Annotated in this window: 15 protein-coding genes; 4 read left to right on the forward strand and 11 right to left on the reverse strand. The window is 44.0% G+C overall.

Features of this window, described 5'->3' with window-relative positions; genetic code table 11:
* Positions 1-24: 24 nt before the first annotated feature.
* The 5 genes from WBS51_RS13510 to WBS51_RS13530 form a co-directional block, all read right to left on the reverse strand.
* A complete protein-coding gene (locus WBS51_RS13510; RefSeq protein WP_291681133.1) occupies positions 25-2247 on the reverse strand; it encodes an alpha-galactosidase in 2223 nt (740 codons plus the stop codon).
* Positions 2248-2319: 72 nt separating this feature from the next.
* Positions 2320-3159, reverse strand: a complete 840-nt coding sequence (locus WBS51_RS13515; RefSeq protein WP_291681132.1) for a carbohydrate ABC transporter permease — start codon at positions 3157-3159, stop codon at positions 2320-2322.
* A 12-nt stretch (positions 3160-3171) separates the two neighbouring features.
* Complete coding sequence (locus tag WBS51_RS13520; protein ID WP_291681143.1) at positions 3172-4077, reverse strand: carbohydrate ABC transporter permease; 906 nt, start codon at positions 4075-4077, stop codon at positions 3172-3174.
* 84 nt (positions 4078-4161) lie between these two features.
* Entirely contained in the window at positions 4162-5472 is a 1311-nt protein-coding gene (locus tag WBS51_RS13525; RefSeq protein WP_291681131.1) for an ABC transporter substrate-binding protein, read from the reverse strand.
* 176 nt (positions 5473-5648) lie between these two features.
* The gene (locus WBS51_RS13530; protein ID WP_291681130.1) at positions 5649-5771 is read right to left on the reverse strand and encodes a hypothetical protein; all 123 of its coding nucleotides are present in this window, start codon (positions 5769-5771) and stop codon (positions 5649-5651) included.
* 139 nt (positions 5772-5910) lie between these two features.
* On the opposite strand from WBS51_RS13530, the gene WBS51_RS13535 reads away from it, so the two are divergent.
* Together WBS51_RS13535 and WBS51_RS13540 are read left to right on the forward strand one after the other, a co-directional pair.
* Positions 5911-6552, forward strand: a complete 642-nt coding sequence (locus WBS51_RS13535; protein ID WP_173749239.1) for a YesL family protein — start codon at positions 5911-5913, stop codon at positions 6550-6552.
* Positions 6542-7249 (forward strand): FadR/GntR family transcriptional regulator, encoded by a 708-nt coding sequence (locus WBS51_RS13540; protein WP_173749238.1) that lies wholly within the window; start codon positions 6542-6544, stop codon positions 7247-7249. Before WBS51_RS13535 ends, WBS51_RS13540 begins: the two co-directional genes overlap by 11 nt.
* Before the next feature lie 72 nt (positions 7250-7321).
* Here WBS51_RS13540 and WBS51_RS13545 read toward each other — a convergent pair whose 3' ends face one another.
* From WBS51_RS13545 to WBS51_RS13565, 5 genes are all read right to left on the reverse strand, one after another.
* A complete protein-coding gene (locus tag WBS51_RS13545) occupies positions 7322-7669 on the reverse strand; it encodes a hydrogenase maturation nickel metallochaperone HypA (RefSeq protein ID WP_173749237.1) in 348 nt (115 codons plus the stop codon).
* A gap of 16 nt (positions 7670-7685) precedes the next feature.
* Entirely contained in the window at positions 7686-10439 is a 2754-nt protein-coding gene (locus WBS51_RS13550) for an FAD-dependent oxidoreductase (RefSeq protein ID WP_294462136.1), read from the reverse strand.
* Positions 10440-10466: 27 nt separating this feature from the next.
* On the reverse strand, positions 10467-11510 hold the full coding sequence (locus WBS51_RS13555) for a DUF5692 family protein (RefSeq protein ID WP_294462131.1): 1044 nt from the start codon (positions 11508-11510) through the stop codon (positions 10467-10469).
* Between the two features lie 48 nt (positions 11511-11558).
* Complete coding sequence (gene hypB, locus WBS51_RS13560; protein ID WP_342694100.1) at positions 11559-12233, reverse strand: hydrogenase nickel incorporation protein HypB; 675 nt, start codon at positions 12231-12233, stop codon at positions 11559-11561.
* Between the two features lie 281 nt (positions 12234-12514).
* Positions 12515-14044, reverse strand: coding sequence for a beta-glucuronidase (locus tag WBS51_RS13565; RefSeq protein WP_294462128.1), 1530 nt, complete (start codon positions 14042-14044; stop codon positions 12515-12517).
* A 163-nt stretch (positions 14045-14207) separates the two neighbouring features.
* Between WBS51_RS13565 and WBS51_RS13570 the strand changes: the two genes are divergently transcribed.
* Both WBS51_RS13570 and WBS51_RS13575 read left to right on the forward strand, forming a co-directional pair.
* Positions 14208-15470 carry an AraC family transcriptional regulator gene (locus WBS51_RS13570; RefSeq protein ID WP_291681127.1) on the forward strand — a complete coding sequence of 421 codons (1263 nt, stop codon included), beginning with the start codon at positions 14208-14210 and terminating at the stop codon, positions 15468-15470.
* A gap of 117 nt (positions 15471-15587) precedes the next feature.
* Positions 15588-17135, forward strand: a complete 1548-nt coding sequence (locus WBS51_RS13575; RefSeq protein WP_294462125.1) for an ASKHA domain-containing protein — start codon at positions 15588-15590, stop codon at positions 17133-17135.
* 80 nt (positions 17136-17215) lie between these two features.
* Here WBS51_RS13575 and WBS51_RS13580 read toward each other — a convergent pair whose 3' ends face one another.
* Positions 17216-21292: a family 16 glycosylhydrolase gene (locus WBS51_RS13580; RefSeq protein WP_294462123.1), complete on the reverse strand. Its 4077-nt coding sequence runs from the start codon at positions 21290-21292 to the stop codon at positions 17216-17218.
* Positions 21293-21599: the final 307 nt, after the last annotated feature.

A 21599-nucleotide genomic window follows, 5' to 3' on the forward strand; every position in this document is an offset into this window, starting at 1 on the left:
TCCTCCACTCCTTTACCTCAGGCTCTACCGCTCTGCCTCCTGCAGAACAAACAGCAGTGACGCAAAGTCTCCGCCGTTTTTATTCAGACGTTCTCTGTCTATTGGAATTCCCGCATACATCAATTCGTCTCCGTAAGCCTGATATACTTTTTCTTCACATTTTATCTCATATAGCATATCTTTGTCCAATCCCTGAAGCCTGAACCGCAGCCAGGAAGCGTTGACCTTATTTAATCTCTGATAAAATGCGGCAATTGCCTGCTTTTTATCCTGGGAAACCACCATCCATGCCGTTTCATTTCCTTTAAACGGGCTTAACAGCCGATAAAAATCTCCATCCACCTGTATCAGTTTCCGGTACTTCTTCATAAAAGCTACCTGCTCTTTTACCTGCTTCAATTCTTCTTCACTTAGAAGGTTTAAGTCCAATTCATAGCCAAAGGTTCCAAAATATGCCATATTAGCCCTGGTAGACAATGGTGTGCTGCGGAACATCTGGTGATTGGGCACTGCAGATACATGAGAACCCATGCTGACCAGAGGATACACATAAGAAGTTCCATACTGAATTTTGGCCCTTTCCGAAGCGTCTGTGTCATCACTGGTCCAGGTCTGGGGCGCAAAAAACAGCATAGCCGGGTCAAAACGGGCGCCGCCGCTTGCACAGGATTCAAAGAGAATCTCCGGAAATTCCTGTGTCAGTCTGGTGTACAAATCATACACACCCAAAATATACCGATGCATGACTTTTCCCTGCTCATCTGCCGCCGCACCTCTGCTGTACGGTTCGGTCATATAACGGTTCATATCCCATTTTATATAGGAAATACGAGATTCCCGAATCACTTTTGAAATCATTTCATAAATGTAATCCACTACCTCTTTCCTGGAAAAGTCCAGTACATGCTGGTGTCTTCCATGAGACTCAAACCTGCCCGGCACTCCAATAATCCAATCGGGATGTGCCCGGTATAAATCACTGTCCTTATTCACCATTTCAAGTTCTACCCAAAGACCAAACTTTAATCCCAGAGCCTCCACTTTTCGGGACAATCCTGCAATGCCGTCCGGCAGTTTTTCCAGATTCACCACCCAGTCTCCCAGACCTCTGTAATCATCATTTCTGGTTCCAAACCAGCCATCATCCAGAACAAACAGTTCCACGCCTGCTTCCTTTGCCTTTGCAGCAATATCCAGAATTTTCTCCTCTGTAAAATCAAAATAAGTTGCCTCCCAGTTGTTCAACAAAATGGGACGGGGCTGTTCTTTCCAGTTTCCTCTCATAAGATTTCTTCTGTACAATCTGTGGTATACCTGGCTCATTTTATTCAGACCTTTGTCACTGTATACCAGCACGGCCTCCGGCGTCTGGAAGGTTTCGCCTTTTTCCAGCTTCCAGCTAAAGCCTTCCGGATGGATTCCCAGCATTACCCTGGTCATATCAAAGGTGGAAACCTCGGTCTGAGCCAGGAAGTTGCCGCTGTATACCAGACTGAAGCCATAGACTTCTCCCTGCTGCTCTGTGGCATCCGGCCTTTTCAGTGCCAGAAACGGATTGTGCTCTGCGCCGCAGCCGGTTCCGTTAATCCCCTGTATCGCCTGGATTCCCATTTCCAGCTTCCGCTCTTTCACATAACGCTCTCTCGCCCACGCTCCGGAAAGCTGCACCATCTCAAAATCCATATCCTGAAATTCCACACTCATACTCATGACTTTTTCCAGAGTAATCGGTTCTTCTCCCTTATGGCAAACTGCTGCATGTCTGGTAATTACCGGATATTCCTCAAAAATTGTATAGGTCAGTACCAAATCTGTATGCATCATCTGGTCATGCAGGTGAAGTTCCAGCGTACATGCTTCCTCATCACTGTTTGTATAAACCGCAGGAAGAGGAGTAATTGCTTTTTTACCATGATACATCTCATGAGATACATAAGTGAAATTTACCACCTTGCTGCCGCTTTCCTGTTTCACCGTAAAAGCAGGACTTCTGTAATCCCCTGTGCCGTATACCGGATATTCCTGCTTCGTGCACTGCATGTTCAACACACCCGGTTCCGGAATGCACACCGAAGTCAGCGGACGGGACATTTCTTCATGAAGATGCGTGAAATCCTCCCGGTCCCGGATGGCCTTTCCGTAATACAGATTTTCCAGCTGCCCGTTCTCCATAATACGGATTATATAGCTGACTTCTTTATTATAAAGATGAAATGTTTTTGTTTCCTGGTGAAATAAAATCCCCATATTTGAAATCCTCCTTTTAAAAAGGCCGGCGCTTACTTTTTTGCGCCAGCCCATTCTGTGTTTGCTGTGTTTTTATAATTTACCACCGCTGGTAGCAATACCTTCGATAAATTGTTTCTGGAAAATCACATAAATAATAATCATAGGAACGCAGGCAATCAGAGAAGCTGCCATTAATTCCGGGAACTTGGAACTATACTGTCCCTGCATTTTCGCAAGTGCGGAGGACAATACCAGCATATCCTTATCTGTATTGACAATCATAGGCCACATCAAATCTTTAAACGCAAACACTGCTGTGAAGATTCCCAGCGCCACCATACTGGAACGTGTCAGAGGCGCCATAATGTACAGGAATGTCTGACCGATATTACAGCCGTCCAGTCTGGCCGCTTCCTCCAAATCATTTGGAAGTCCCATATATCCCTGGCGAAGAAGGAACGTACCAAATGCAGTAACCATACCCGGAAATACCAGGGCAAAAATTGTGTTCAGCATACCCATTTTGCTGACCATCAAATACTGAGGAATAATGAAAATCTGTACCGGAACCATCATCTGAATCAATACCAGTGAAAAGCAGAAATTCTTCCCCTTAAAGTTCAGCCGTCCGAAAGCATATCCCGCCATAGTCGCTGTCACAACCGCGCATACTACACGGAAGAAAATCAACAGCAGTGTATTTTTATATAAAAGCAGGAAATTCATGTTATTGACAACCGCCTTAAACGCATCTGTTCTCCACACCTTCGGAAAAATTACAAAGGGGTCTACAGAGGTTGCTTCCGTAACAGACTTAAATGCCGTCAGTATCATCCACAAAAACGGAACCAGCATCGTGATTGACACCAGAATCAGGACAATATGTATGACAGCCGTAACGACTTTCTTTTTTGTTTCCATGCTATCCATTCTGCTCCCCCCTTAATTATAAAATACCCATTTTTTCTGTCCAATCATCTGGAATGCAGTAATAATCATCGTAATTACAAGAAGCACCACAACAATCGTTGCCCCGTATCCCATGTTCTTATTGATAAATGCATATTTATAGAACAGGTATACCAAAGACTGCGTTTTTTCCAGAGCCGGGTTACTCTTATCCATAACCATATAAATCAGGTCAAATACCTGCAGAGAACCAATGACACGGGTCACCAGTACAAAGAAAATGGTGGGGGACAGCAGCGGCACGGTAATGTGGAAAAAGCTCTTAATTCCCGTTGCTCCGTCCAGTTCCGCCGCTTCATAATAGTCATGAGGAATTTCCTGCAGTCCTGACAGGAACAGCACCATATTATAGCCCAGAATAGACCAGACACCGATAACTGCAATAGAATACACTGCTATCTTCGGGTCTGAAACCCATTTTACGTTCAAATGAAAAATGTTGTTTAAAAGTCCGAAATCGGAGTTAAACAGCCATCTCCATACCATAGCAACTGCTGCCGGAGCTGCAACCATGGGAAGAAAGATAATGGTTCTGTATACGGAACGACCCTTCATCTTGCGGTTGAGAAGCACAGCCAGCACCAGTGCAAGAATAATCGAAAACGGTACTTCTATAATTGCATACTTAAAGGTATTCAGCAGAGCCTGCCATATTTCTGCATCTCCAAAAACCTTTGTATAATTTTCAAATCCAATAAAAATATTTCCCTTACCAAAATCTCCCGTCTTGAAAAAGCTCTGGTACACGGTCTGGAAGATAGGGATAATATTCAGAATAATCAATCCAATTATGGTCGGGAGAATAAACAGCCACCCCCACAAAAATTCACTTCTGCGTCTGCCCGTGTGTGCGGATTTTCCTTTTTTTGCCACGCAAATCACTCCTTTTTAACATAGGGCTGCCGCATATGAGTGCGACAGCCCTGGTTTGTCTATCATCTGCTTAAAATTTTACGCCGAAGCTTAATTTCCTTCTTCTGCCAGTTTTTCGTTCATCTGGTCAGCCATTTCCTTACAAGCCTCTTCCATGGTCTTTTCACCTGTATAAACGCTCTTTAAGATTTCATTGTCTTCGTTTTCCCAGGTTACTGTTGTCTTGGAATACGGTCTGATTTCCATATCATCCATCATGTTTAAGTATGCCTGAAGATTAAAGTCAGCAGATTTTGCCCATGCATCAGAAGTTCCTTTGTATGCAGACATGGTAACACCAAGCTCTGCCTGTTTTTTCTGTGCCTCTTCAGAACCCAGATATTCCAACAGCTTCCATGCTTCTTCTGTATGCTCACCATTTGCAGCTGCTGCCCATCCAAGTCCGTTGTATACAGAAGCTCTTCTGCCTGTTTCCGCATTTTTCGGAAGTTCTACCAGGTCACAGTTTGCAGCTGTATATTCATTATCTCTGTAAGCGGCAACCATCCAGGAGCCCTGGAGAACCATGGCTGCTTTTCCGGACTGGAAGAGCACATCTTCGCCGTTCTCAGACATTGTTTCAATAGAAGGCATTACACCGTCTTTAATCCAGCCTTCCAGAGTCTTCATAGCTTCAATCGTTTTCGGGTCATCCCAGCCTGATTTTGTCTTATCCTCGTTGATAATATATCCGCCGTTATCATATACCAGATTGTAATATCCGGCCTGGTTGTTATCGTTTCTCACCGCAAGACCGTATTGGCTGCCGTCATCCTTTGTCAGCTTCTTGGCTGCTTCGGATACGTCATCCCATGTCCAGTCAGCTGTCGGATAGGCCAGACCCGCTTCGTCAAACATGGTTTTGTTATACCACAATGCAATAGTATCTACATCCTTAGGCACTGCATAATATTTGTCATCATAGGTATACAGTCCCCAGATATCTTCCGGATAGTTTTCCGGGTCAATTTTATCGCTTTCTGCAATCTTATCAGTCAAATCCAGAAGCATGTCATTAGACATATATCTTTCACTTTCATTGGAGTGCATCCAGAATACGTCCGGAAGAGAACCGCCCTGTGCACCTGCTTCCAGCATGGTCCAATACTCGTCCCATTTTACAACAGTAAGTTTTGTCTTAATGCCTGTCTCTTCTGTAAAATCTGCCAGAATCTCCTTCAGGCCCGGCTCCTGATTTGTATCCCAGATAGAAACAGATAATTCACCGCCGTCGGATTCACCGCTGTCACCGGAATCTTCTTTCTTTGTCTCCCCGGATGAGCCGCTGTCACCGCCGCAGGCTGCCATGGAGAATACCATTGCACTTGCCAACACCAATGCCATCACTTTCTTAAACTTCATACTTTCTTCCTCCTTTAATGATTTTTCGTCATATTACCAACTTTTTATCTCTTGTTGGCTGATATGGTTATTATAATTGCACATGGAATTATGTTAAATGGATATATGTTCTGCATATATGGAAAAATGTTATTTATTTGTGCATATTGCGTAATTTTTTGTCATCTTTTTCTTTTTCATGCGTCTTTTTCCCAGTATATTTTCTTTTTTCCTTTTTTTAATAACCATTTTTCTTTATCTCCTTCATCATTTTCCCCTATACTTTTGTATTCATTGCAACTTTTCTTCCATTTTTCCATAAATACCTTCTCATTTTTCCATATTTTTCTTTCTGCCCGCTCTTCCTTTTACTTTTACAGGAGATTTTCTTTGCATTTCCCACGGATTAATGCTAGAATACCTCATAGAATTTATGGCTTTTGCCGGAAAGGACCGCTTATGAATTTACTGAACGAAGAAAATCCCGTCCATATTTTTCTCAACAAAATCGGAGATATTATCATTGCCAATCTGCTGTTTATCCTGTGTTGTATTCCCGTTATCACCATAGGGCCTGCTCTCACAGCCCTTTACCACTGCATGCTCCGCACAGTAAAAGGAAACAACAACGGGACGGTCAAAACGTTTTTTCGGGCTTTTAAGGAAAACTTTATCCAGTCCCTGGTTGTCTGGCTCTGTCTTCTGGCAGGCGCGCTGATATTGGTTTTAAATATAAACTTTCTGCAAAGCAGCGCCAGCCCGGCAGCAAACGTACTTTTTTATGTTTCACTGGGAATTGCAGGACTTCTCGTTCTCTTTTTCCTGTACATTTTTCCGGTCATCGCCGCCTTTGCCAACACAACTCTGAATCTGGTGAAAAATGCTTTCGTCTTTGCCTTTATGCATTTTCCCTCCACTCTGGCCATTGCGGTGCTTTCCATTTTGCCTATGTATATGACTTATCAGGATTTGAAACTAATGCCCCTGTATGCCTGCTGCTGGTTTTTCTTCGGATTTGGGCTGACTGCTTACATCAATTCCCTTTTGTTTTACCGAATGTTTAAGCCATTTCTGGAAAAGGAGGATTCTCATGGAGTTTGAAAAAATCAGTTCTCCCTCTCTTCGGGAACTTTTTGTACAACAATTAGAACAGATGATTTTATCGGGAAAACTGCCTGTAGGAGAAAAGCTGCCCCCGGAACGGCAGCTGGCCCAGGAAATGCAGGTCAGCCGCGCTGTAGTAAACGGCGGCATTTCTGATTTGGAAAAGAAAGGATTTCTGGTGGTGAAGCCGCGAAGCGGCACTTATGTGGCAGATTACAGGAGAAACGGCACAGTAGAAACCCTGCTGGCTATTATGAACTATAACGGCGGGCGCCTGCGGGAAGAAGAGGTACGCTCAATTCTGGAAGTCCGCATTGCCCTGGACACCCTGGCTGCAACCTTGTGCGCAGAGCGTATCACAGACGAAGAAATTGCCTCTCTGGGGGAAATCGTAGAACGTCTGGGCGCTGCTCAGACCATCGACCAGGCCGTGCGCGCTGCCTATGACTTCCAGCACGAATTTGCCCTGCTCTCCGGAAACACCCTGATTCCCCTGATTTTCTGCTCCTTCAAAGTAGCGGTGACTTCCCTGTGGGAACGCTTCTGTATTCTGTACGGCATACCTGCTCTATACGAAAACACCTATAAACTCTGGACTTTTCTAAAAAACCGGGACCTAAACGGCGCCGTTTCCTGGATAGACAAATCCGTAAGAGAAAGCATTGACGGAAACAGAAAGATTTACTACGAATAACAAAATCGAACTTAACGCAACAGGCTATCACATGCAGAAGCAATGCGATAGCCTGTTGTTTTGTATTTTTTATCAGCACCCGCTGATTTCCTTTATTAAAAATTCATTTCCCTGCTGCAGGTATGTGTGCTCGCTGCCGCAGAAAGGGCAAATCTTGCCGTGCTCTACCGTGGGATACGTTTTTTCACAATCCTCACAGTAAGTCACTGCCGGAATCTGTTCTACCACAAGAGCACTGTCTTTTAATATTTCGCTCCTCTTCTCCACGGCCCATTTCCAGCAGTTCCGGAGATAGGATTCCACCACACCGGAAACCTCTCCAATCTGAAGAGTGACCGCCTCTATTTCTGTAAGCCGGTTCTCTTTCGCCGCTTCCTCCACAGTTTTTATTACATGGAAAACAACTCCAAGTTCATGCATGATTTCTTCCTCTGTCTTATTTCTTTTTGGAGAACTTAATCTTAATAGCCTGCTTTGCCCCGTATGGAAGAATGTATTTCAGCTTATCTTCACTCTTTCTCATAGTGCTGCACTCCGGATTTTCCCGGTACAGGTGAATAGCGTCAAATTCGCACTTTGTAGTACAGATGCCGCAGCCGATACATTTGTTTTCATCTACTACGGAAGCGCCGCAGCCCAGACATCTGGCCGTTTCTTTTTTCACCTGTTCTTCGGTAAAGCTCTGCCTTGCTTCCCGGAAAAAAGTTTTCCGGTCAATATTCTTATCATATCCCGGAGTCTGACGGCTGGAATTGTCGTACTCTTCCACCAGAACATCCTGCTTATCAAGTTCCACAAACTGTCTGCGGTTTCGTCCGATAGTCAGACTGCTGTGAGGCTGCACAAAGCGGTGAATGGACACGGCGCCTTCCTTTCCTGCTGCAATGGCATCAATGGCAAATTTCGGTCCTGTATACACATCTCCGCCCACAAAAACATCCGGCTGCGCGGTCTGATACGTCACAGCGTCTGCCACTGCACCGTTTCCTCTTCCCAGTTCCACTTTCTCATTTTTTAACAAATCGCCCCAGAGAATACTCTGGCCTACGCTCATAAACACATGGTCACATTCCACGGTCATGGTTTCACTTTCGTCATACCTGGGGTTAAAGCGGCCGTCCGGATCTTTTACGGATACACATTTTTTGAACACAATACCCTTCACTTTGCCGTTCTCTGTGAGAATTTCCTTTGGTCCCCATCCACAGTGAATGGATACCTTTTCTTCCTCTGCTTCCTGAATTTCTTCTTCGGATGCAGGCATCATCTCCCGACTCTCCAGACAGTACATAGAAACGCCGTCTGCACCGCAGCGCATACTGGTTCTTGCCACATCAATGGCTACGTTTCCGCCGCCTACAACTACCGTTTTGCCGGAAACCGCATAGGTATTATCTTCGCCTGCAGCCCGCAGGAAATCCACCGCTGTCATCACTCCGTCTGCGTTCTGTCCCGGTATACCCGGCAGCCTTCCGCCCTGACAGCCAATAGCAATGTAAAATGCCTGATACCCCTGTGCGCGAAGTTCGTCCAGAGTAATATCCCTTCCCACTTCTACACCGGTTCTGATTTCTACGCCCATTTCTTTGATAATATCAATTTCTGCCTGCACCACGTCTTTTTCCAGCTTGAAAGAAGGAATTCCATAGACCAGCATGCCGCCGGCTTTCTGATTCTTCTCAAAAACGGTAGGCTTATAACCTTTTTCAGCCAAATAGAACGCACAGGATAATCCTGCCGGACCGCCTCCGATAATAGCGATTTTTTCCGAAAATTCTCCTTTCAAAGAAGGCACGACTTTCTTCGGTATGTATCTGGTCTCTGCCTTTAAATCCTGTTCCGCAATAAAACGCTTCACTTCATCAATAGCAACAGCCTCGTCAATGGTTCCTCTGGTACATGCGTCTTCACATCTGCGGTTGCAGATACGTCCGCACACTGCCGGGAATGGATTTTCCTTCTTAATCAGTGCCAGCGCGTCTGTATATCTTCCCTGTGCCGCCATTTTCAGATATCCCTGAATGGCAATATGCGCAGGACAGGCGGTTTTGCACGGCGCGGTTCCGGTGTCATAGCAGTTGATACGGTTTTTGTCCCGATAGTCTTCTGTCCACATATGGGGTCCCCAGGGAACCTGGGAAGGAAGTGGCTGCTTTGGATATTCTACTTTACTGCCGTCCTTTTTACACAACTTCTGCCCCAGTTTCACTGCGCCTGCCGGACAGTATTCCACACAACGTCCGCAGGCCACGCAGTTTTCTGTTTTCACATGGGCCACATAAGCGGAACGAGACATATTCGGCGTATTGAAAAGCTGGGAAGTACGCAGAGCATAACACACGTTTACATTACAGTTGCAGATAGCGAAAATCTTATTTTCTCCGTCAATGTTGGTAATCTGGTGTACAAATCCGTTTTCCTCTGCCACTTTCAGAATGTCCATAACTTCCTCTCTGGTAATGTAGCGTCCTCCTTTATTGGTTTCCACCACATAATCTGCCATATCTCCCACAGCAATGCACCAGCCTTCCGGGTCGTCTGCACAGCCCTCGTCAAAGGTTTTGCGGGAACGGCGGCAGGAACAGGGACTTGCCGCATATTTACCCTCGTATTTGTCCAGCCAGTGAGAAATATGTTCCACAGACACAGACTGGTTTTCCATCTGAATTGCTTTTTCCACAGGAATAACGTGCATGCCGATACCCGCTCCGCCGGGAGGCACCATATGGGTGATTTTTTCCAGAGGCACACGGCTCATACGCTCAAAGAACCGTCCCATCTCCGGATGTTCCCGCAAAATATCCTCGTTCATGTTTGCAAATTCTGCACTGCCCGGCACAAACATAGGAAGCACATACTGCTTTTCGTGCCTGGGATTTTCCCAGTTGTATTCAATGACACCGTTAACTGCCAGTTTCTGCAGCATATCTTCCAGATATGTCTTATCTTTTCCGGTGATTTTTACCATATCTTCAAGAGTTCTGGGTTTGCGTTTTCCCATTTTTAAGGCAATTTCTGCCATTTCGTCCGTACACAAAGCGGAAAGCCCGATATATTCCGGGGATTCCTTTGTGATTTTCTCAATACCAAGTACAACAGGGGCTCTGTCTGTAATCATTTTTGCCAGTTTGGCAACAGGCTCCCGAAACGGTTCTTCCGGGTGCGGATTAGGAAACAGGGAATCTGCCATAGTTCAATCTCCTTCTTCATATCGTTTTTATTCTTTCTCTGCTCTTGCCATAGCAAGTTTGAAATCTCTCTGGTCTGTAAAAATTTCGTTTGTGTAAGGGTTCTTTTTCTGCTCTTTGGCCCGTTTAATAACCACAGCAAGACAAATCACATTTGCCGCCAGCGCCAGAATCGCAATAACCCCCTGCATAGTTGGATTCACTGCTGTCGGGCGGACCGCTGCGTCCATAACGCCATCCTTATACAGCACCGGAAGCACCGCAAATTTCCCCTGCTCCTGGAACAATGGGAACACCTGGGCAAACATACACCACAGCGCCAGTGTGTTGGCACGATTCTGAATCCAGCCCCCCTTATTCCACAGCATAGCCGCAAAAGTCGGCGCCAAAAGCAGGGCTACACCGCAATACCAGGTGTGTGTGGGCAGATTGTTATAGGTATAGGCAAAATTCCAGATGTCATAAGCAACAATAAAGCACCAGGTCATATCCGGCCACAGCATATCGTGTTTCTTTTTGGAAACGTAAATTCCCATCCAGCCAGTCATACAGAAAATATTGAGAATTCCCGCAATACCATTGACCCAGTTCCACCAGCCGCCGTAAAGCCATACATTTTCAGAGGAAAGCCACCAGCGGTCCCCCTGAGAAGCCAAAGCCATGGCGCCGCGGACACCGGATTCAAAATCACTGCCTACAGCAATGAGAATATTAATTGCTACAATTGCAAAAGGGAACACCTTAAACCATTCTTTTTTTCCGATTCCCCAGCGATACTTTAACATCATAAAACCAATACAGCCTGCCGTTGCCGCATAGAGTTTGGCATAGTGGAACCAGCCGTTCATATGTACATAAGTGTCATTGTTCAGTGCCCATTCGGCGCCGTTTGCTGCGCCAACCTGAATAGCAATAAAATAAACCGTCAGCGCTGCCGGAAGAATCAGGAAACAGAAAATTCCTCCCACCTTGGAACGGCGCGCGATTTCATTGACTAAAATCAGACATACAAATACCATGAGCCAGCCAAAAAGCTGCCAGCCCGCATTTTCTCCGTAAATTTGAAACAACATTTGTCTTACCCTCTTTCTTTTTCTATTACTTCTTTATCCTTTTGCTTTTTACTGTCCCTTTGTCCAGTCCGCTGTTTCCCGGCGCAGCCAGTCTGTCCATTCGTCAAAGCCTTCCCCGGTCTTTGCCGAAATCGGAATTACCCTTGCCTTTGGATTTCGCTTCTGAATATACGCCCTGCATTTTTCCATATCAAAATCAAAATAGGGCAGCACATCTGTTTTGTTAATCAAAACTACATCACACACGGAAAACATCAGGGGATATTTCAGTGGTTTATCATGTCCCTCCGGCACAGACAGAATCATGGCATTTTTACATGCGCCTGTATCGAATTCTGCCGGACATACCAGGTTGCCCACATTCTCCAGCACCAGCAAATCCAAATCTTGTGTACCGAATTCCAGAAGTCCCTGCCGGGTCATATCCGCGTCCAGATGGCACATACCCCCGGTATGAATCTGGATAGCCTTTGCCCCGGTTTCCAAAATGCTCTGCGCATCCACATCTGAATCAATATCTGCCTCCATAACACCGATTTGCATTTCCTCCTTCAGCATGGAAATCGTTCGCTTTAGCGTACTGGTTTTCCCTGCCCCCGGAGACGACATCAGATTCAGCAGAAAAGTTTTCTGCTCTCTGAGCGTTTCCCGAAGTCTGGCCGCGTCTGCAGCATTGTCCTCAAAGATACTTCTCTTGACTTCAATTACCTTAAACTCTTTCATTCTTTCACCTCACCTTCCAATCTGGTTATACCAGAAGATTGTTATTATTTTGTCATTATATATTCTGCTTGTGTTTTTGTCAATCTTTCCGCTTATTTTGGGTGATTTAATCGGTATTTAAGCGTATTTATAAAAAATTTGGGATTTCTTTGACATTTGGTATCTGGTATATCCAATTCCAAAACAGAAGATGTACAAAAAACAGCCCCTTCCGGGAAACAAGCATTTCTCCTTCGCCTGTTCACCCGGAAAGGGCCTTTACATGAAGTGTCTTTTCAGTTTTATAAAACGATAAATGCACAGGAACCTGGCGCTACTTCCAGCATTCCCTCTGCCTTTACCGGGTCCATAGCCGGAACTTCATTGTTCTCGCCCAGTACCAGCGGAGTTCCGTTTAAGGTCATAACGGAAGCTCTCATATTGCCGCCTTCCCCGGCCAGCATGTAAACTTCCGCTTCTTTTGGAAGTTCTACCTGTGTTGCTTCTTCCAGACTGTTGTTGATAACCAGATATACCAGCCCTTCTTTTCCGTCCTTGCGGCTGTGTGCATATACATGAGCACCGTAGCGTACCGGTTCTTTTGTATCAAATACAGTCGCTCCCATCAGACGATTCCAAAGGAGTACGGCAAAGTAATTTGGTCTTGGATCAAAAACTTCTCTTGCAAGAAAACCGTAGTCACTGCTTGCCAGTGTATTGTGGAAAATCACACCGTTTGTAATGGTGGAAAATCCAGCCAGTTCGTTCAGAGTTCTCATAACATCCAGGTAAGTAGATGCCCAGGTATCCCCGCCGCCGCCAGCGTCTCCGGATTCTGTTACCCACATCTCAGCGTCCGGTACATACTTGTCACGCAGAGGTACATAAGTGCGGGCAAATTCCATAGCGGTTGCCAGATACTCCTCACTGTTGGCCTCAGATGCGTCCCAGTGTGCGCTTGGCATTACGGATGCAAGGCGCTCAGATACTCCGTTGTAATAATGGTAGCTGAATACGTCCAGTGGTACTTTTGTACCTTCCATTAAATCTGCACAGTCACAGGTTTCTTCTGCAATCTGCTCTACGCCGCCTGCGGTTTTGTCACTGCTGCCTTTTCCGAACTGAATGTTATCTCCGCCAGTGGTGCTTGGTCCCACACAAATACATTCCGGATAATTTTCTTTCAGCCATGCAAAGAATAAATCCTGGTCTCTTCTGTAATCTGCCGGTGTGTATCCCTTCGGGAATCCTGTATCAGCCATCATGTTCGGCTCATTTGCAAACTCTGCCGCGTCAATAGGCACACCATATTCTTTACTCAGTCCAAACAGTTTCTCTGCTTCCACCGGTGTCCATGGCTCGTCTGCACTGTGCAGTCCCGGACAGTTGGCAACAGACACAATCAGTTTTGCACCGATTTCTTTTACAAAATCCAGAACACCAATCCACTGTTCTTTTGTCAGCACATTTAAGTATCCTTCCGGAACTTTTCCGTTGGTGGTTCCGTCAAAATCATAATATGTTTTTGTTGCCCAGGTGCCGGACACACGCACCCATACCGGTCCCAGTTCCTTTGCCAGTTTGCGCAGTTTTTCGTCATACAGATTGATCGGCGCATATACCTGCATCAAATCCCGGTACATCGCTGCAATTCCCTCTGTGGTAGGTTCTACATAAAACTCCTCTGTACCTGCAATCTGTCCCGGTGTGTAGGCTTTCCAGAAGGTTCCTCCTGTTACCTCTGCAAATTCTACATTATAGCTCATTAACATGGGGTTCATCTGGCGAAGTGCCTGCAGTCCGCCAACTTCCAATTTGATTCTTTCTGCCATTTTACATACTCCTTTCGCAACGGTTTTATATTTCTTATATTAATGGCTTTTCCTATTTTCTGTTAGTAATATTTTTATTTATTCCATGATAATTTTTATATATACTTGTATTTTACTAAATATTTTACGATAATATAAGAAAATTTTTCTATGGAGGAATGTTATGTTTTACGATGCAGAATTTGCTTTTTTGAAAAATCTTCTAAAAAACCTATACATCAACTTCACGGTCATAGAGGCGCCTGCAAGCGGTATCCCCCATACTCTGCCCGTTTTTGACCTGGGACTTCGCAGCCTGCTCTATAATGAAAGAGATTATACACGATTTCTCACACCTGCCCTGCAGCGTCTGAATACCCCAAATACGATTTTCCGCATACAAGACCAATATATGTGCAATTACATCTGCATGCAGCTTCCGGATACACAAGACAAATTTTTATACCTGCTTATCGGTCCTTATGTAAACCATAAAATAAATCGGCAAACGCTGTTGAATTTTGCAGAAGAATTATCCCTCTATCCCAAGCAATTCACTCAGATAAACAAGTACTATTCCGACCTGCCCTTTTTAACAGACGAGGAAACGCTGTTTGCAATCACTACCACTTTTGGGGAAAAAATCTGGGAAAACACGGAAAACTTTTCTGTAGAATACATAGAAAACACACTGACAGAACGTGTGGTTCCGGTGACCTCAGACTCGGATTTCCGGGAACCGGAAGAAGCTTTTCTCAGTATACAGGTTCTGGAGAAACGCTATGCCTCTGAAAACCATCTGCTTCACATGGTTTCCCAGGGACTTATGCACAATGCAGAAACAGCTCTTTCCAGCAACAATTTTCTCCTTTTAGAGCAGCGGCTGGCCGACCCGGTGCGAAATATTAAAAATTACTGTATTATTCTGAACACACTTTTGAGAAAGGCTGCAGAGCAGGGGGGTGTACACCCTTTGCACATTGATAACCTGTCCGCAAAATTTGCCCGGAAAATTGAACAGATTACTTCCCCCGACGGCGGTCCGGCTCTGCAAAAAGAAATGGTTCACAAATATTGTCTGCTTGTGAAAAACCATTCCATGAAGGGATTTTCTCTCCTTGTACAAAAAACACTCACCCGGATTGATTCGGATTTGACTGCGGATTTAAGCCTGAAAGCACAGGCCAGGTTTCTCAATGTAAATGCAAGCTATCTTTCTACTCTGTTCAAGAAAGAAACAGGTATGACGCTCACGGATTATGTCAACAAGAAAAGAGTTGAAAATGCGGTATTTCTTCTGAATTCTACTTCTATGCAGATTCAGAATATCGCGCAGTACTGCGGGATTGCAGATGTGAATTATTTTACGAAAATTTTCAAAAAATATATGCACAGGACGCCTAAAGAATACCGACAGGAACTGGCGCAGGTCAATCGAAGGCGGTAGGGCTTCATTTCCCTTGACTTCTTCCCGGAAGATATGCAAAATAGAGATATAAATAATTATCTGCACTGGAAAAACGACTGAAATAAATGACTGAAATAAATGACTGGAGGAAAACCCATGACTGGATTATGCCGAAAAGAATATCTGGAACTGATACCGCCTACAGAAGACGACTCCCGTTCCGCACAAGTACGCGTTTCTGACGCACTTGCCAAACTGAATGAGCCTATACATTTCTCCGTAAAATCTCTGCGTCAGCTTTCCGCTGTCTGCCAAACGGCCGACTGGAAAATCACCGTCTCTTTAAGCTGGGACGGCTCTCAGTGGCTTATTACAAATCTGGAAGCCGGAGATACCACTTCTGTACTCTATGGACTGGCTGTGGATTTAGGCAGTACCACCGTTGTATTGCAGTTGGTCGATTGCCATACAGGAAAACTTCTGACCCAGGAAAGCGTAAGAAACCACCAGCGGGATAAAGGGCTGGAAATTCTGTCCCGGATATTTTATACCAAAGACCGCCCGGACCACCTGGAAGAACTGCGGCTGCTGACTTTAAAAAGCATTCTGGAGGGCATGGAAAATATTAAAAAACGCACAGATATCGACGTATTCCAGTGCGGCGCCATGGTAATTTCCGGAAATAATGCCATGATTCATTTTCTCACAGGCTTAGACCCTCTTCCCATTTTTGCCTCTCCCTATGCAGTATGGGCGGACCAGCTTGGATTCTGTCCTGCTTCCGATTTGGAACTCCCCCTCTCCTGTCCCGTATATCTGGTTCCTGCCAGAGCCAATTATCTGGGCGGCGATATTATCAGCGGTCTTATGGATGTCGATATTCAGGAAAAAGAGGGAATTCAGGCATTCTTTGATGTGGGAACAAACGGAGAGCTGGTGATTGGTAATCGGGACTTTCTCCTCTGCGGTGCAGGAGCCGCCGGACCTGCCCTGGAAGGTGAAGCCGTACGCACAGGTATGCGGGCAGCTAAAGGCGCCGTAACCCAGGTGCGTCTAAATCACGGAGAATTCTCTTTAACTGTCCTGGGCAATGTCCCGCCTGCCGGAATCTGCGGCTCCGGAATTGTAGATTTACTCGCAGAATTATATCTCAATGGCTGGGTAGATAACAGAGGAAAACTGATGCCGGAAATGTCAGATAAAATTGTCTGGCAACCCGACGAAGAGGAATATGCGGTGTGCTATGGACCAAAACTCTGGTTCTATGAAACGGATATTCAAGAGTTTTTGAAAGCAAAAGCCGCTGCCAGCACTATGGTACAAATCCTGCTGCAGCAAATAGGCTTAACTGTAGACGATGTGGAAAATTTCTATATGGCAGGGGCCTTTGGAATTCATATCCATAAAGAATCCGCAGTCGCTATCGGTATGTATCCCGATATTCCCCCGGAACGTATCCATCAGGCAGGAAACACGTCTCTAAACGGTGCCGTCAAACTGCTTCTGAACCGAAGCCTGATAGAAAAAATTCCAGACCTTTTGTCCAGGATGACGTATGTGCAGTTCGGTGCGGTAGAGAACTTTCTGCACGAAATGGTAGCCGCCACAGCTATTCCTCATACCAATTTAGAAGCTTACCCCACAATAGAAGCCGCCCGAAAGCTGCGCATGACTGAGAATGCAGCGGCGAAAACTTCGGACTAACTCTATATACAAAAATTAAAAAGAAGGACTGTCGTCCCCATACCTTTTTTGTATGAAAACAGCAGTCCTTCTTTAAATAATTAATGATGTTTTTTCTTTTTTATCGTCAGCGTAAGAATAACACCCCCTGCTATGGCTACAGCCATAACCCACATTCCCGTTTGCATTTCATCTGCAGTTTTTACTCCTTTGGAAGGTTTATTATTACTTCCCGAAGAATTGGACGGTTTTATAATTGGATTTTTTTCAGTATTTTTCTTAATTTTAACAACAGCTTCTCCGTGCTTATTTTTGTCTGATTTTGCAATTGCCTTTACTCTAATTTCCTGTGCAGTTTCTGTTTTACTGACTGTCAAAACTCCTTCCTGATTTATTTTTGTTTCTCTGCTCTTGTTTCCGGATAACTCCCAAGTAACATCCTTAGTCACTTCTCCTTTGCTTACAATTTCAACAGTAAATGCCTTAGTCTCTCCTGCCTTAACCTCTGCTTCACCCGGAACAACTTTTACTTCTAAAATTTCTCCTGGCTGAGGATTCGGATTCTCTTTTGCTTTTACTGTAATCTTTTGTTTTACTGTCTTCGTTACTCCGTTTTCCGTATAGGATATTTCTATTTCTTTGTCGGTTGTTTTCAATGGTTCTTTGCTGTAGATAATGGATTCTGTCACATCTTTTTCTGTTCCGTCACTGTATTTTGCCGTTATCTGCATTCCTTTCGCATCAAAAACTTCCCCTTCCATATACTCTGTCTTTTTCGGAGTCTTTGTGATTTCTATTTCGTCCAGTGTTACTTCGGGCTTCGGATTTTCCTTTACCGTAATCTTTTGTTTTACTGTCTTCGTTACTCCGTTTTCCGTATAGGATATTTCTATTTCTTTGTCGGTTGTTTTCAATGGTTCTTTGCTGTAAACAATGGATTCTGTCACGTCTTTTTCTGTTCCGTCGCTGTATTTTGCCGTTATCTGCATTCCTTTCGCGTCAAAAACTTCCCCTTCCATATACTCTGTCTTTTTCGGAGTCTTTGTGACTTCTATTTCGTCCAGCAATACTTCCGGCTCTGGAATGTCCGCTCCTTTTTCCTGAAGAAATGTTACTTTTGCTAACTGAATATCTGTATTCTGGACTTTCGTAATTTCTCCATTCTCCTGTGTATATTCTGCGCCTTCGTAATCCGGAAACTCAATTTTCACATAATTTGTTCCCTCCGGAAGTCCGTAAGCATCAAAAGTATGCCTTGCATAAGAAGGATTTGGTTCTGGAAAATTATCTACTATCTTAACATTCCCAAATTCGGTCCACTCATTTCCGTCAGCAGAGGTGTAAATCTTAAAGTCCACTTCACTACCCTCCCTTAAAGAGGAACGCATAGATTTTCCTTTAAGGTCGCCAACAGAAGACGGGAATTTCACACCCTTTATTGTCTGATAATAAGCGGTCAGATGTACATCTTTCACCTCCGGTATATGATAAACCAAAAACTGCTCTTTTGCTCCTTGTTTTACAATAACCCGGCTATCTTCATACCTCGGCTGGCCTCCATAGTAAAAGTTATCTTTATTTTCATAAGTTTCTTTACCGTCAGATAACTCCTCTAAGCCGTCTGTATAAAATTCCGGTGCAATATAATAATCTGTATTTTTTCCGTCAACAATACTTTCCAGGTCATCAAAACGTACAACCGGCTGATCTGCTGTCTGATATACTCTTACCCAGTCTACCAGATAATCACTGTCCTGTTTTGTTTCCTGCTTCGTATAATCTACAGATCCAACCCATCCATCTCCTACCTGCGTTTCCAGAATTGCAAACATCGGACGAGTATGCATTCCATCACGCCCGTCACTCTTTGCAGTTGTAGTGCTGTGTACCTGTTTGCCATCTATAAAGAATTTAATAATTTCCGGACTCCACTCTACTTCAAAAACATGAAAATCCTGACACCATGCTTCATAATTCTTTGTCGAAATACCATCTGAGCCTTTATCTTTATCTAAAATGCCAAAGTGATTCGTAGTCCACGCATCCCATGCATCCTGTCCAAGATATTCCAGAACATCGATTTCGTCATGTCCTGTTTCATCCTGGGAAAGCATCCAAATGGCCGGCCAAATACCTTGAGAATCGTTGGGTTTCGCACGAACGGCCATACGCCCAAACTGGAAAGAAAACTTATTTTTTGATTCAATACGTCCGGAAGACCAGGTAACATGATTTTTTAACGTCTGATCTTGATATTGATCCCACCCTACTGCTTCAATTAACTGCTCTGTTGTTTCATAATTTTTAGAATTAATTGCTAAATAACTGTTTTCTCCATCTTTTTTAATACTTACCGCTTTTCTGTTATAGATAGCTCCATGGTTTGCCATTCCGTCAATAATATTCCATTTGGATTCATCCACAACATCTCCATTAAATTCATCGGACCAAACCAGCGTATCATATTGAGATTCCGGTTCTACATATTCCGGTTTAGATTCATCAAAATTTTTTCCTGTTGCCCAGATTTCAATTTCTGAATATTTTGCAGGACTGCTGCTGTCCTTATTTACTGTAAATCGGACATATTTTCCCAGTTTTCCTTCGCCTAAATCTATCACTGTCATATCCGGACTTTGAGTCCAATTTTCTTTATAAAATACCACTTCTCCTTCATTCGTTGGTGATGAAGAAACGGACACTTTTACAGATTGATAACTTCCCTCTTCCAGTTTAAACTTAATTTCTTTCATAAAATAGCTGTTTCTATATTCAAATTGCAGCCACCGGTTTCCAAGGCTATTATGAACTGCATAATTTTTATCTACCTGTCCATCTGTAATAGCTTCGATATTTGTTGGTGTCAGCCCTCGAACATACGGAATTTTTCCAGCTGCAATGTTTTTCGCTTCTTCCTCCGGCGGTGGTGTCGGAAGTTCAGATTTTGGAATAGAAGCAATGACCTCGATTTCATTAAACAAAATACCATTGCTATATCCTTTCCAGGAACTGTTCGTATTTTGAATATAATGACCTTTTCCCCAGATACGAATATATTGTGCCTTTACCGGACTTTCCAGAACGATAGACTGCGGAGCCCCTTTATTAGATGCCATTTGTTCATAATCGTTTTCCTCATAAACAACTACACTATCTGAAAAATCCGCTGTAGAAGCCAACTCTACTTTTACATTTTTAAATGTAGACACTGCTGCCGGATAGGTGTTTCGATATAAATCTATCTTTTTTACATCTCGCTCTTTTCCAAAATCATACTGCAAATACACAGAATCCCATCCTGAATAACCATTATCATTTCCTCCGGCTTCTGTACCCGCAATAATTTTTGTATTATTAGAATCATCATCACTGCCCGCTTTCATACCATCTGTGGCACTGGATGGGTTCTGTATCAGTACCTGCGGTACCGTAGGTCCCCCCACTACAATTTTATGTGTACTGTTTGTAGTTGGCTGTAATCCTAACATAATATTTGCATCTACCAGTTCCTCTCCCGGTTCCGGTTCTGGTTCCGGTTCCGGCTCCGGCTCTGTCATCGGCACAACAGCGCTTACCTCAATCTCATTAAACAACACACCATTACTGTATCCCTTCCAGTCACTGTTCGTGTTCTGTATATAATGGCCTTTTCCCCATACTCGCAGATATCTTCCCTCTGTTCCTTCAGGCAACACCACCGTCTGAGCCTGTCCTTTTGTATCTACACTTTCCTCAACATCTGCTGTTTTATATACGACATAACTGTCTGTAAATTCTTCATTGGATGCAATTTCTACTTTTACTTCTTTAAAAGTTGATATTGCATTATCATAAGTGTTACGATACAGGGAAATTTCTTTAAGTTCATAAATTTCCCCAAAATCGTATTGCAGATATACCGGCTGCCACTGAGAATACCCATTATCTTCAGTATCCGGCCTCTCTTCTCCAGCAACAATTTTCGTATTATTGCCGTCCTCATTGCTTCCCGATTTGTTGCCATCTGTAGCTGCAAGAGGATTTATGATTTCCCCCGCATTTGTTTTGGGCTCAAGCCCTTCCATAACATTTCTTGTTTCTGTTTCTGCTTTTACCGTAACAGGAAACATGTCCCCAAGGCAAAGCACCAATGCCAAAAACATAGCAAGTTTTTTGGTTAATTTTGCTTTCTTGCTCATAAAATTGCTCCTCTCTTTTTCTTTTTCGCCGTTAATCACAAACAAACTGTGATTTTCTTCTACATAGTATACACATTAACATATACCTTTTCTTTCTCACATGTTATTTTGTATTGTTTTTATATCTTTTTGTTATTTCTTTCACCCACTTTGCCGTTCTATTACTATAATCGCAGAACTACCCAGATAGTCATGACCACCCGCTTAGCGGGTGGCATGTTCTCCCCCTATAAGGGGATATTACCTGCTTGCGCCCGGAAGGCGCACTGAAGTCTGCTAACTGCACCACATTTACAGCTGCCCCCAA

It is taken from the genome of Blautia acetica (assembly GCF_038739805.1).
In the GTDB taxonomy this organism is placed as follows: domain Bacteria; phylum Bacillota; class Clostridia; order Lachnospirales; family Lachnospiraceae; genus Blautia.

Excerpts from the sequence above, each read along its gene's own strand:
- WBS51_RS13510 (WP_291681133.1), bottom strand. The coding sequence starts at position 2,247 with ATGGGGATTTTATTTCACCAGGAAACAAAAACATTTCATCTTTATAAT.
- WBS51_RS13515 (WP_291681132.1), bottom strand. The coding sequence starts at position 3,159 with ATGGATAGCATGGAAACAAAAAAGAAAGTCGTTACGGCTGTCATACAT.
- WBS51_RS13525 (WP_291681131.1), bottom strand. The coding sequence starts at position 5,472 with ATGAAGTTTAAGAAAGTGATGGCATTGGTGTTGGCAAGTGCAATGGTA.
- WBS51_RS13530 (WP_291681130.1), bottom strand. The coding sequence starts at position 5,771 with ATGGAAAAATGGAAGAAAAGTTGCAATGAATACAAAAGTATAGGGGAA.
- WBS51_RS13535 (WP_173749239.1), top strand. The coding sequence starts at position 5,911 with ATGAATTTACTGAACGAAGAAAATCCCGTCCATATTTTTCTCAACAAA.
- WBS51_RS13540 (WP_173749238.1), top strand. The coding sequence starts at position 6,542 with ATGGAGTTTGAAAAAATCAGTTCTCCCTCTCTTCGGGAACTTTTTGTA.
- WBS51_RS13545 (WP_173749237.1), bottom strand. The coding sequence starts at position 7,669 with ATGCATGAACTTGGAGTTGTTTTCCATGTAATAAAAACTGTGGAGGAA.
- WBS51_RS13550 (WP_294462136.1), bottom strand. The coding sequence starts at position 10,439 with ATGGCAGATTCCCTGTTTCCTAATCCGCACCCGGAAGAACCGTTTCGG.
- WBS51_RS13555 (WP_294462131.1), bottom strand. The coding sequence starts at position 11,510 with ATGTTGTTTCAAATTTACGGAGAAAATGCGGGCTGGCAGCTTTTTGGC.
- hypB (WP_342694100.1), bottom strand. The coding sequence starts at position 12,233 with ATGAAAGAGTTTAAGGTAATTGAAGTCAAGAGAAGTATCTTTGAGGAC.
- WBS51_RS13565 (WP_294462128.1), bottom strand. The coding sequence starts at position 14,044 with ATGGCAGAAAGAATCAAATTGGAAGTTGGCGGACTGCAGGCACTTCGC.
- WBS51_RS13570 (WP_291681127.1), top strand. The coding sequence starts at position 14,208 with ATGTTTTACGATGCAGAATTTGCTTTTTTGAAAAATCTTCTAAAAAAC.
- WBS51_RS13575 (WP_294462125.1), top strand. The coding sequence starts at position 15,588 with ATGACTGGATTATGCCGAAAAGAATATCTGGAACTGATACCGCCTACA.
- WBS51_RS13580 (WP_294462123.1), bottom strand. The coding sequence starts at position 21,292 with ATGAGCAAGAAAGCAAAATTAACCAAAAAACTTGCTATGTTTTTGGCA.